Source organism: Solitalea agri (assembly GCF_023914155.1).
Classification (GTDB): Bacteria; Bacteroidota; Bacteroidia; order Sphingobacteriales; family Sphingobacteriaceae; genus Solitalea; species Solitalea agri.
In genome coordinates, this window is the sequence record NZ_JAMWYS010000047.1 from 1 (window position 1) to 11,033 (window position 11,033).

At 38.7% G+C, this 11,033-nt stretch carries 13 protein-coding genes; 7 read left to right on the plus strand and 6 right to left on the minus strand.

The features are described from left to right. Nucleotides 1–77: 77 nt before the first annotated feature. From NF867_RS13745 to NF867_RS13755, 3 genes are all read right to left on the minus strand, one after another. Nucleotides 78–356 carry a hypothetical protein gene (locus tag NF867_RS13745; RefSeq protein ID WP_252588631.1) on the minus strand — a complete coding sequence of 93 codons (279 nt, stop codon included), beginning with the start codon at nucleotides 354–356 and terminating at the stop codon, nucleotides 78–80. Then, entirely contained in the window at nucleotides 353–643 is a 291-nt protein-coding gene (locus NF867_RS13750; RefSeq protein ID WP_252588633.1) for a hypothetical protein, read from the minus strand. The genes NF867_RS13745 and NF867_RS13750 overlap by 4 nt, the downstream gene beginning before the upstream one ends. Nucleotides 644–708: 65 nt before the next feature. Further along, nucleotides 709–1,155 carry a GNAT family N-acetyltransferase gene (locus NF867_RS13755; protein ID WP_252588635.1) on the minus strand — a complete coding sequence of 149 codons (447 nt, stop codon included), beginning with the start codon at nucleotides 1,153–1,155 and terminating at the stop codon, nucleotides 709–711. A gap of 102 nt (nucleotides 1,156–1,257) precedes the next feature. On the opposite strand from NF867_RS13755, the gene NF867_RS13760 reads away from it, so the two are divergent. Further along, nucleotides 1,258–1,902 (plus strand): hypothetical protein, encoded by a 645-nt coding sequence (locus NF867_RS13760; protein WP_252588637.1) that lies wholly within the window; start codon nucleotides 1,258–1,260, stop codon nucleotides 1,900–1,902. A 14-nt stretch (nucleotides 1,903–1,916) separates the two neighbouring features. On the opposite strand, the gene NF867_RS13765 is transcribed toward NF867_RS13760, so the two are convergent. Next, nucleotides 1,917–3,617 carry an RluA family pseudouridine synthase gene (locus NF867_RS13765; RefSeq protein ID WP_252588639.1) on the minus strand — a complete coding sequence of 567 codons (1,701 nt, stop codon included), beginning with the start codon at nucleotides 3,615–3,617 and terminating at the stop codon, nucleotides 1,917–1,919. Nucleotides 3,618–3,761: 144 nt separating this feature from the next. Here NF867_RS13765 and NF867_RS13770 point away from each other — a divergent pair, with 144 nt between their 5' ends. Then, nucleotides 3,762–4,190 carry a hypothetical protein gene (locus NF867_RS13770; RefSeq protein WP_252588642.1) on the plus strand — a complete coding sequence of 143 codons (429 nt, stop codon included), beginning with the start codon at nucleotides 3,762–3,764 and terminating at the stop codon, nucleotides 4,188–4,190. A gap of 58 nt (nucleotides 4,191–4,248) precedes the next feature. On the opposite strand, the gene NF867_RS13775 is transcribed toward NF867_RS13770, so the two are convergent. Continuing rightward, nucleotides 4,249–4,656 carry an OsmC family protein gene (locus tag NF867_RS13775; protein ID WP_252588643.1) on the minus strand — a complete coding sequence of 136 codons (408 nt, stop codon included), beginning with the start codon at nucleotides 4,654–4,656 and terminating at the stop codon, nucleotides 4,249–4,251. Between the two features lie 363 nt (nucleotides 4,657–5,019). Between NF867_RS13775 and lipA the strand changes: the two genes are divergently transcribed. From lipA to NF867_RS13790, 3 genes are read left to right on the plus strand one after another with little or no spacing between them, the layout of a single operon-like run. Then, a complete protein-coding gene (gene lipA / locus NF867_RS13780; protein WP_252588645.1) occupies nucleotides 5,020–5,904 on the plus strand; it encodes a lipoyl synthase in 885 nt (294 codons plus the stop codon). A gap of 12 nt (nucleotides 5,905–5,916) precedes the next feature. Then, nucleotides 5,917–6,462, plus strand: coding sequence for an RNA polymerase sigma factor (locus NF867_RS13785; protein ID WP_252588647.1), 546 nt, complete (start codon nucleotides 5,917–5,919; stop codon nucleotides 6,460–6,462). Between the two features lie 8 nt (nucleotides 6,463–6,470). Then, on the plus strand, nucleotides 6,471–7,238 hold the full coding sequence (locus NF867_RS13790; protein ID WP_252588649.1) for an anti-sigma factor: 768 nt from the start codon (nucleotides 6,471–6,473) through the stop codon (nucleotides 7,236–7,238). A gap of 161 nt (nucleotides 7,239–7,399) precedes the next feature. On the opposite strand, the gene NF867_RS13795 is transcribed toward NF867_RS13790, so the two are convergent. Then, nucleotides 7,400–8,899: an NAD(P)H-hydrate dehydratase gene (locus NF867_RS13795; RefSeq protein ID WP_252588651.1), complete on the minus strand. Its 1,500-nt coding sequence runs from the start codon at nucleotides 8,897–8,899 to the stop codon at nucleotides 7,400–7,402. 142 nt (nucleotides 8,900–9,041) lie between these two features. Here NF867_RS13795 and NF867_RS13800 point away from each other — a divergent pair, with 142 nt between their 5' ends. Next, nucleotides 9,042–10,190 carry a hypothetical protein gene (locus tag NF867_RS13800; protein ID WP_252588652.1) on the plus strand — a complete coding sequence of 383 codons (1,149 nt, stop codon included), beginning with the start codon at nucleotides 9,042–9,044 and terminating at the stop codon, nucleotides 10,188–10,190. Nucleotides 10,191–10,206: 16 nt separating this feature from the next. Continuing rightward, nucleotides 10,207–10,896 (plus strand): hypothetical protein, encoded by a 690-nt coding sequence (locus NF867_RS13805; RefSeq protein ID WP_252588654.1) that lies wholly within the window; start codon nucleotides 10,207–10,209, stop codon nucleotides 10,894–10,896. Nucleotides 10,897–11,033 lie beyond the last annotated feature (137 nt).

Below are 11,033 nucleotides of genomic sequence, written 5' to 3' on the forward strand. Positions count from 1 at the left end.
GATATATGCCCTAATAAAAAACCAAACCACCTATAAAAATGATTTGGTTTTGTCATAGAAATCAGGCTGACTAGCATTTAGGTGGTATGTTCTTTATTTTTTGGTGTCAATAAAATATAAAATCCGGTTACTATAATCCAAGTAATCAAACTATCTAAAATCAAATTTGCAATATTCCATCCGTGGTTAAATCCACCTCTAGGATAGAATTCATAAAAGTAATTAAATGGCTTCCCAATCCTTAAATCAGCTCGATAAGCTTTTATTGGTGGTAATTGTGTTAGAAAATCAACAAATGATACAGAGAAGAAAATCAGTATGGATAAAACAGTCCCTAGTATAACCCTTTTAATCATAATGTAGTCTTAACAATATTAATCCTCAAAACACCGATTCGGGTGTATATTTCTAAATACCAAACGTTTTCTAATCCTGTAAGCAGAGTCGGTTTATCAATCATTTCTTTTGAAATCAGATCCTTTATTTGATGGACAGTCTTATTACCAATTAATTTAATCTCAGTTATTTCTTTTTCAATTTGCAATGCCCAAGCTACAACGGAATCATTTAATGCATTAGCATAGACTTGGGTGGTATAAGTCCCACCCTTGAATTCCATTATATAAGTGAATAGCTCTGTCATTTTAAAATTACTGCTAACTTAGTTATACCTACAATCAACCCGAATAATTAATCTGATAATTTCTCCTATATTCCTCGTAACGAATTCCAGTTATCAAATGTCATTTCGAATTTAATCTCTCCTTTACCGTGCATGCCAACCTCTTTCCAGCCCGATTTACGATAGAACATTTCGGCCCTGGTATTTGGAGCTGTGCCTAGCCATACCTTTTCATGGGTTTGCGAAAAATACCAATCGAGCATACTACTGTGGAGCTTCTTACCAATTCCCTGCTTTTCAAAATCAGGATGTAAGAATAAAGCCCAAATATTATGCTCCTTTAAATCAGCAATGGCAAAACCAACAATTACATGGTTAACTTCAGCAACCCAGCCTTTTCCCCGCTCAAACAGAAACTCTTCGCAATCCCGGTCTGTAACCAAATCTGGATTGGAAAGCGTGTTTTCTTTTACAGAATTACGCACCACCTGAATTTGGGGAATGTCTTCTTTTTGAGCTTCACGGATCAACATAAAAATTTAAATAATTGAATGTAGTAAAATTAAAAATAGCGGATATTGCATTCCTTGGCTTTTAACACCATTTCTTGTATTAAAAATAAAGAAAACACTAATATGATTGACATAACAAATGTAGATGAGTTTGAGACAGAGGCACTTACAAAATCATTTGATTGCTTAAACAAAAATAACGCTATTGAAGTCTTGAAGGAACCACGGGATATACAATATATATATTCTATGTTCGATCCATTCAATGTTTTCTCTTCCACATATAATGTCAACTTTAAGAATATATTAAAAATAACAGCCCCTAATGGAGTGTTTTATTTAGTTCAGGTAGAGTTAAAACGAGCAAGGCAATATTCTCCAAAATACGGCCAACTATCAAAAGAAATTGAATATCAGATTTGGGGATGCGCTAATCTAAGGCAGACTTTTGGAAATATTTTATTGCAGCCAAACGAACTAGTAGATGATTTTCTTACTCGACTTTTAAGCAAGTTGTTAAGCAAAGCACAACTTTTATTCCCGGATAACTCACATTTAAACAAACGTTATAGTATAAGTTATAGCGATAGAGAAAAGGCAATTATTTTTTTCAATGAAGATGTCCTCAAAAAGGCAATGATGTGCAATTATTTAAATATTGCTTTAAAAGGCGAAACTATTATAGCGGGTTTTCCAAGATTAATATCTGTGGACAACACTAAGAAATTAGAAAACTTCTTTAGTACTATACAGCATCTCGTTACATAGAACACCGATATCTCTTAAAAATCCGCATCCACACGAATCTTCATCACCTCCTTACTTACCGGATGTTTAAATTCAATGAATTCGGCATGTAGATGTAAACGTGCTGCTTTTTGTCCGTACAAATCATCCCCAACAATAGGCGATTTCAATCCCAACGAATGGGCAGCATGCACCCGTAACTGATGCGTACGGCCGGTTATAGGATAAAAATGAACCTTGGTGTGTTGGTTGGTTCTGGAAATCACTTTCCATATTGTTTTGGCGTGTTTGCCATATTCATAACATACCAACTGACGCGGGCGATCTTCCAGATCAACTCTTAAAGGCAGTTCAATGATCCCCTCATCCTCCGGGATAACTCCATTTAAGAGAGCCACGTAACGTTTCTTCACGGTCCGGTTGATGAATTGATCTTGTAGTATTTTGTGTGATTCTTTGGTTTTAGCGATCAACATTAAGCCAGAAGTCGACATATCTAAACGGTGAACCACCAAAGGGCCAGTGGCTTCCGGATATTTGATCCGGACGCGCTCATAAACCGAATCCTGTACATTTTTGCCTGGCACCGACAAAAACTCGGCAGGTTTATTAATTACCACCAGCTCTTCATCTTCGAAAACAATATCGATATCCTTGCCTTCGGCAGGGTTAATGAGCATTGGGTTCTCATCCATCTCAATACCTTCGAGCATGTGCGCTAAAATGGGTTCGCATTTACCCTTACATGCAGGATAAAAATGACCATGCACCCTAACTTCCGACTTTGGCGATTGTCCCCACCAAAATTCCGCCATGGCAATTGGTTTCAGCTGATGCATAAAAGCATATTGCAACAGCTTAGGCGCGGCACATTCACCGGCTCCCGCAGGAGGATTAACATCGGTTGTATGCTTAAAAATCTGATGCAAACTTTTCTTGTGACCCAGTTGATTAAGGAAATAATACGAATCGAACAGCTTTTGCTGCAAAGCCGCTGATTTATTTTTTCGCTCTTCTTTTACTTCAGCTATTTCATTTAACTTTTCATCAAGAAGGTTTTGCGTTTCAGCAATTTGGTGTTTCCAGTATTTATTCAAATGCTTAAGTCGAAGACTTTCATTTAAACTTTGCTTCCGCAACTCTTCGTGCAGGGCATTAATATGTTCTTCATCCTCGGTATCTTTTGGGGCATTCCGGAGAAGATCACGCTCCTGTTTGGCCAGTTTTATTTGTTGCTTGTATGCTTCCAACTCAACGGCATATTGGGTAGTTTGAGAGGCTAATTGTTCCTTTAGTTTCGCTAATTCACTATGATTTTCAAGCGCTTCAATCTGGCCGTGCATGCTGGTGAGCACTTGTTCTTCTTTACGGAAAAACCCATTTTCGGTTAACATATCAAAAACCGGCGGAACAAAGCGGGAATGATGATTTTGTCCGGCCAGCTTACCTGAAAATGCCGATAAATAACCAAGCTGCCCTTCTTTATTTTGCACTACCAGCACTCCGAACATCTTGCCGATGATCAGTCCTTCCTGCCCTTCTTCAATACCGAAGTTATGTTCCCATTCGGTTTGTGTAGCCAAATACTGCTGCAATTCTTCGGCAGCCAACAGGCTTAAGGAATGAGGTTCGTAATAGAACGGAAATGTGAATTTTTGAGGCAAGGCAATAGCTTCAATTTCTTTGGCAAAAGGTATAAAGCAATTATCCTTCATTATTATGTACTCTTCACGCATTGCTCAATCTTCTAATTGAAAACTATTTATATCTGAAGCGCAAAAATACATACATTATTTAAAGTAGAAAGCAGGTTATGAAGAACACCCATTTAGGATCAATAAATTTAATACCTTAGTTATGCGTAATATTAATACGACCGAATGAAAAAGTCAATTCCTGGATGGAAAATAAATATTGAAGAAATTTCAAATGGAGCTTTTAGGGTGACCCTTACTGATGCGTATGGGCGTAAAGCTGAAATTGTAGACAGTGCAACAGACGAAACGATTGAAAAAGCAATTGGCGACGCTTTTGACATTGAAAAGCAAATCTCAAAAAACTGGAACTTATTTCTTTACGACCTTTGTATTCAAAGATTAGGAAACGCTAACGTGAAGACTAAAGAATATAATGATAAAGCATTCGGCTCTTGGTTTATTGAAAGTCAGAACAAGCGTTTGGTATATGACGGCAAAGACTCTTGGTTAATATTTCAGACTAAATCAACAAACGGCTGGACAGACATTGAAATAATCAGAAAAGATGAGCTTAAATACTCAAGTTTTGTTAGACAAATAAACATGCTTTGAATAAAAAAGGCTGCCCCAATGAATGGAACAGCCTTATGCTATTTCAAAGCGACAAAAACTATTGCCAATTGAACTTAATATTTTGTACCAGCTCGGCTTTAAGGCTTTGTGCCACTGGACAGGTTAATGCCGCGTTTTCCAAAAGTTGACGCTGACGATCGTCGATATCCAGTTTCGGAAAATTAAACTCCACCTGAATCTCGGAGATCCTACGGGGTTCTGCCGCCATGATCTTTGTTATAGAAAAATCAGTATCCTTTAAATCGATGTTCTCTCTTCTGGCCACAATGCCCATGATGGTCATGGCACAGCTGCCTAATGCTGCCGCCACCAAATCTGTAGGTGAAAAAGTTTCACCTTTACCATTATTATCCGTTGGAGCATCGGTAATAATCTTGGTGCCCGATTGTAAGTGAGTCGCTTCGGTACGTAAGTCGCCTTTATAAATAGTTTTAACGGTTGCCATAAATGAGATTTAAGAAAGTACAAAGTTAAAAGTACGAAGTACAATTTTAGATTTTAGAAGTACGACGTAAAAATGACGATTTTAGATTTTAGAAGGACGGTTTTTAAAGTATGAAGTTAGAAGTACAAAGTACAATTTTAGATTTCAGAAGGACGGTTTTTAAAGTACGAAGTTAGAAGTACAATTTTAGAAGTAAGATTGTTGACCTTTGTACTTGAAAACTTAGTACTTCATACTTTTAACTTTGTACTTCTTACTTTCCACTTTGTACTTTAACCTTCTTACTTCGTACATTTGCACGGTTAAAATAATCCGGAACAATTCATATGGTTTTGGGTTAAGTATTAAGATATTAGCGTTTATATGATAGAACTTCCGGTAGTTAAAGCCGAACCCCGTATAAAGAAACCAGATTGGTTGCGCGTTAAACTGCCAACCGGAAAAGAATATGCTCATGTTCGTTCACTGGTTGACAATCATAAACTTCACACCATTTGCGAAAGCGGAAACTGTCCGAATATGGGAGAGTGTTGGGGTGAAGGAACTGCAACGTTCATGATTTTGGGTAATATTTGTACCCGCTCATGTTCGTTTTGTGCTGTTGCCACCGGCCGTCCATTAGCTGTTGAACTGAATGAACCGGAACGCGTTGCCACCTCAGTTGCACTGATGCAGGTAAAACATTGTGTAATTACCTCTGTTGACCGTGATGATTTAAAAGATGGTGGTTCAACAATCTGGGCCGAAACCATTCGTGCTATTCGTGCAAAAAGTCCGGAAACTACGATGGAAACCCTATTACCAGACTTTAAAGGTCAGTGGGAAAACCTGGAAAGAGTATTGGCAGAAAGACCAGAAGTTGTTTCTCATAATATCGAAACCGTTCGCCGTCTTACTCGCGAGATCCGTATTCAGGCTAAATACGACAGAAGCCTTGAATGCTTAAAACACATTAGCCAGGCCGGCTTGCGTACTAAATCGGGCATTATGCTTGGTTTTGGTGAAACCGAAGAAGAAGTTTTTGAGGCAATGGATGATCTGTTGGAAGCAGGTGTTCATATTTTAACCGTTGGTCAATATTTACAGCCAACTAAAAATCACCATGCCATCATTGAATTTATCCACCCTGATCAATTTGCGCGTTACAAAGAAGTAGGATTAGCCAAAGGATTTAAAGTTGTTGAAAGTGGGCCATTGGTTCGTTCATCTTACCACGCAGAAAAACATTTGTTTCCATTAGAATCTTAAAATGGGCCAATTTTGAAGAAACGTTTAACATTATCCGAAGAAGAACTTGTAACTGGGCTAAAACAACGGCAAAAGCTCGCTATTGAGGCATTGTACAATATGTATTCGGCGGCGCTAAACGGTATTATTTTACGTATTGTTCATTCGGAAGAAGATACCAGCGATGTTTTACAGGAAGTTTTTCTAAAAATATGGAATAACGCTTCAAATTACGACCCTAAGAAAGGCCGATTGTTTACCTGGATGGCCAATATTGCGAGAAATCAAGCATTAGATCGTCTTCGCTCTAAGTCGTTTCGTAATGAAAACAAAAACCAGGAGCTTGATAACAGCGTAAATACTATTGATTCTTTGAAGAGTATTTCGTTATCACCCGAACACATCGGCATAAAAGATCTTTTGATAAGCCTGAAACCCGAACAGAAGGTAATCGTAGATATGATTTATTTTCAGGGATATAAACAAAACGAAGTAGCTGAAGCGTTGAACATTCCTTTAGGAACAGTAAAAACTCGCCTTCGATTGGCCATAATGGAATTGCGAAAATATTTTAATTGATATCTGTCGTGGATGTAAAAGAATATATAGAATCGGGTGTACTTGAAATGTATGTTTACGGAGCCCTCTCGGCAGCGGAGGCTAAAGAAGTAGCAGAGATGGCATCCCTGCATCCTGAAATTGCCGAAGAATTGGCAAAGATTGAAGAAAACCATGAAAACACCTCGGTAATTTTGGGCATTGAGCCTAATCCATTTATTAAAAATCATCTCTTGGATCAAATTACAAATCGGCAGGCCGAAAAACCTGCTATCCCTTTATATCCTACCCGCTTGTTTGCTTATGGAATGGCAGCTTGTTTAACACTTTTGCTTGTAAGTAGCATTGCGGCATTTAACTACTGGGAACGCTGGAAAAGCTCTGAAAACGAACTTTTGGCGTTACGTTCTTCAAATCAGCAGTATGCCACCAACCTTGCTAACATGAACGCTTACAAAGGCATTTTGCAAGACCCAGATTTCAAAAAGGTACATTTAGCCTCTACCACCGCATTTCCGGGTAACGAAATAATGGTTTACTGGAATGCGAAAAACACCCATGTAATGGTTGATATGCTTAACCTGCCAGAAAACGATGCTGAACACCAATACCAGCTTTGGGCCATCGTGAATGGCAAACCGGTTGATGCAGGCGTTTTTGATGTGAAGAAAGGGCAGAAAACTATGTTCCAGATGAAAAACATACAAGGAGCACAAGCTTTTGCCGTTACATTGGAGCCTAAAGGAGGAAGTACAAATCCAACTATGGATAAGATGTATGCAATGGGAAAAATTTAAGGATTTTAGAAATTAGATCTTAGAATTTAGAAATATGCACTAGCCCAAGCTGGTGCTTTTTTGTTTCAGGCAGATTGAAAATGGTGAATGGATCTCTGCTCATAGTCCATGGACTTCGGTTTCCACTTAAATCATAAATCTAAAATCGCACCTCTAAAATCTTACTTTGTACTTCTTACTTTCCCAATCGTCTTATTTATCCTTCGGGCTAGTTTACTTGCAGGAATAACCGAATAACCCAATTCTTCCAATTCATTTCCGGCTTTACCATGCAGGTAAACTCCAGCCATTGCGGCTTGTATTGCCGAATAGCCCTGCGCTAATAATGACACGATAATTCCTGTAAGCACATCACCCATTCCACCTGAAGCCATTGCTGGGGTTCCGGTTAAATTAAAATAGATCATGCCTGTTGGAGAAGCGATAAGCGTATACCTGTTTTTAAGGACAATGATCAGCTCACGCTCCGTCGACTCCTTCTGCATGGTTTTGACACGCTGAGTCCAGTTTTCATGAGCGCCAAATAAACGATCGAATTCTTTAACATGTGGAGTTAAAACAGATTGCTCGGGCACCAGGTCGAGCAATGACGAATCTGCCGAAAGCACATTCAGCGCATCTGCATCAAAAACGCATGGACCACGGAAATTCTTCAATGTACTTTTAAGGATCTCAATAGAATGATCATCAGTTCCTAGCCCAGGACCAATAGCAACGGCAGAATATTTCTCCCATTGAATTTTATCCACCTCGCCGATAGCGGCCATTACTTCGGGCAAGCGTGTATTCAGGGCTACCAAACCTAAACTGGGCACATAAGCAGTTGTTAACCCGCTGCCAGTATTTAAGCAAGCTTCGGCTGTTAACAAGGCGGCACCCATAGTCTCCTCCTGTCCAGCAATGATCAACGAATGCCCGTAGGTTCCTTTATGACTAAAATTATCACGCTTCTTTAAGATCGATTGAATATCCTTTTCTTCTATTAAAGCCAGCTCACTTTCACATGATTGGATAAAATGTTCATCCAAACCAATATCTACTACATGCCATCTTTTAATCACAGAAGCTGATTCCGGAAGTAAAAAATTCAGCTTTGGCCGCTGAAAGCTAATTACCAAATCCGTTTTAACAACCACAGAGTCTGCACTATTGGGTTCATCGGCAAACATTCCGGTAGGTATATCCACCGCAATCACATGTTTCTTTTGTTGATTTAGTTGTTCCACCCACTTTTTTAAACTGCCCTCCAATGGCTTATTCAAACCCGAACCTAAGATTGCATCAATAATCACTTCCGATGTTTCTATTGGCAGAACATCCTCTGATTGAAAAATATGAACCGGCAACTTTAATTGCTGAACCCTTCGCAAATTCTCTTCAAAATCAATAGTAGTTTTAAAAGAATGCTGCAGAATGATCACCTTAACATTCATATAGCTCTTGGCTGCTAACAAACGGGCAATTGCCAGTCCGTCGCCGCCGTTATTGCCCACACCACAATAAACCGCAATCATTGTTGTCTTTAACGGTACCTCTTCAATAAACCTCGAAACAAAGGCAACAGAAGCACGCTCCATAAGATCAATAGAGGCAATAGGTTCATTGGCAATTGTAAACTGATCGGCAAGACGTGTTTGAACAGCTGATATGATTTTTTGCATAACTGAATTTAGTGGTTTACCTGCTTAAGACAAAAAAGACATGACTCTAATCCATTTCAAACAACCAGACAACTATTTTAATGATTGATTTTCAGTATATTAGAAACTAGTTCTACTTAAAAATCCAATTAATAAAAATGCCATGAAAATCTTACGTCCTCTTCTAGTATTAACCATCTTAACGGCCTCTATTTGTTTTCAGGCCCATGCACAAATTCTTAAGAAGCTATCTGATAAAGCAAATAAAGAAGTTAAAAAAGTTACCGGAACATCCGAACCTGAAAAAAGCAACAGTGGCACCGGCACTAACAATCAAAGCGGCAGTTCGGGAACTGCATCAGCTGCCGATGGCCTTACAAGCGATCAACTAAAAGATGCAGAAAGCCATGTAATTTATACGTTGGAAGAAGGTGAACGGATCGATTATAAGGAATCAAAAATTATGATCAGCAGCGACAATAAGGTTTCGGGCTTAGTAATCGTAGATAAATCGGGAGCCAGGTATATCGTTGAGAACAATATTAAAAAAGGGCCTTATACGGTAAAGAATATTCCACTGGATTTTTTAAAGAAAGACTCAGAAGACAAAGTTGAGAACGATGCCCAATTTGACCCTGTTGAGATGGTTAACATTTATCAGAAATACGTCAAAGAAGAAGGAGGGAAAAGCTTTATAGTCTTCAACGGGAAAAAGATTGGCCCTTTTACTCAATTAGAAGCATTTAGGTTTAACGATAAAAAAACAAAGTTTGCTGCCCAGTTTGTAAATGAAATTAGTGAAACCGAGAAAGAACGATACATAGCTAATCAGGATGGCAAGAAAATATTGGTATCAAAGGATCCAAATATGTATGGCAAACTCATCTTCGATCCGGCATTTACTGATGCGGCATTTTTGGGTCAATCATTTTCGGGTCAGCCGGGAAGTCCAGGCACTTTATTGGTGAGTTTTAGCGGAATTAACCAACTTTATAATCCGGTCTTGCAAAACGTCTGGTTCGATGACAGCAGTCATTTACTGGCAATCAGTAATAATACAATTTACTTTAACGGCAAGCCATTAAAAGAAACTAACTACAGCATCAATTCCGACTGGCAGAGCCTTTGGGTAAACAGCAATGGCTCGGCATGGGCCGCCTTGTTAGACAACAAAATATTCTTTAATGATGGAACAGTGGTTAACGATGGATTCAACATTAGTAAAACCGCCGCAAACGGCAAAACAATTTTAAATTGGATAGCAGTATCAAAACAAACACGTGCAGTTACTAAATATTCGAAAGTGCTTTAGTTCTTTAACCAGTATATTGCTGTGCCTGATAGTTTTTAAAAGTCAGACTCAGCAGCTAAACTATGAGAATGAATTTAAGGCTGACTATCAAAAGGCATGTACATATTTCAATGAAAACCAGTGGATCATTGATACATTAGGTAAATACAATGTTCCATCTAACTTTGCCATATCCATTGTTTTCCCTGAACTGATTCGGTATTCTGCCATAAGAGACCAGATGGAAATTGGTGGATTAAAAATTCTGTACATCTCTTTCGGAAATGATTACGCAGATTTTTCTATTGGCCGCTTTCAAATGAAACCTTCATTTGTCGAACAGATCAATGCGGACCTACAGGCATTTCAGCTCAGTAAAGCGTTCTCGCCATTAACTATAAAAAATTCACAAGAGGAAGAATCCCGGCGAAGATTCATCGTGGCTAACCTCGAGTCGCAGCAAAAACAAGTGCTTTACTTGGCTGCATTTTATCAATTATGCGAACAAAGGTTTAAATCGATCAAATGGAAGTCGGCGGAGGACAAGCTGCGCTTTTACGCTACTGCCTATAACTGCGGCTACCGGAAATCAATTGCCTATATTACTCAAAAGCGAAATGAAGATTATTTCGTTACCTCAATATCGGGTTTAGGTAAGAAATACAATTATGCCGACATTTCGGCCTACTATTTTAAAAGCCAAAGCCAACCCGTGCGAAATCCCTGACCATAAGCTACTTATCATCAGCATCTGTTTTAAATTCTGCCCTTCGACTCCGCTCAGGGTGACCAGCTTCGACTCCGCTCCTTTAGATTTGTTATTGTTAGATTTAAAATGAGAAAGGAAGCAAAAGTACACTAAGA

What these genes read in the sequence shown, in the direction of transcription:
- NF867_RS13745 (WP_252588631.1), bottom strand. Translation starts at nt 356, where the DNA reads ATGATTAAAAGGGTTATACTAGGGACTGTTTTATCCATACTGATTTTC.
- NF867_RS13750 (WP_252588633.1), bottom strand. Translation starts at nt 643, where the DNA reads ATGACAGAGCTATTCACTTATATAATGGAATTCAAGGGTGGGACTTAT.
- NF867_RS13755 (WP_252588635.1), bottom strand. Translation starts at nt 1,155, where the DNA reads ATGTTGATCCGTGAAGCTCAAAAAGAAGACATTCCCCAAATTCAGGTG.
- NF867_RS13760 (WP_252588637.1), top strand. Translation starts at nt 1,258, where the DNA reads ATGATTGACATAACAAATGTAGATGAGTTTGAGACAGAGGCACTTACA.
- NF867_RS13765 (WP_252588639.1), bottom strand. Translation starts at nt 3,617, where the DNA reads ATGCGTGAAGAGTACATAATAATGAAGGATAATTGCTTTATACCTTTT.
- NF867_RS13770 (WP_252588642.1), top strand. Translation starts at nt 3,762, where the DNA reads ATGAAAAAGTCAATTCCTGGATGGAAAATAAATATTGAAGAAATTTCA.
- NF867_RS13775 (WP_252588643.1), bottom strand. Translation starts at nt 4,656, where the DNA reads ATGGCAACCGTTAAAACTATTTATAAAGGCGACTTACGTACCGAAGCG.
- lipA (WP_252588645.1), top strand. Translation starts at nt 5,020, where the DNA reads ATGATAGAACTTCCGGTAGTTAAAGCCGAACCCCGTATAAAGAAACCA.
- NF867_RS13795 (WP_252588651.1), bottom strand. Translation starts at nt 8,899, where the DNA reads ATGCAAAAAATCATATCAGCTGTTCAAACACGTCTTGCCGATCAGTTT.
- NF867_RS13800 (WP_252588652.1), top strand. Translation starts at nt 9,042, where the DNA reads ATGAAAATCTTACGTCCTCTTCTAGTATTAACCATCTTAACGGCCTCT.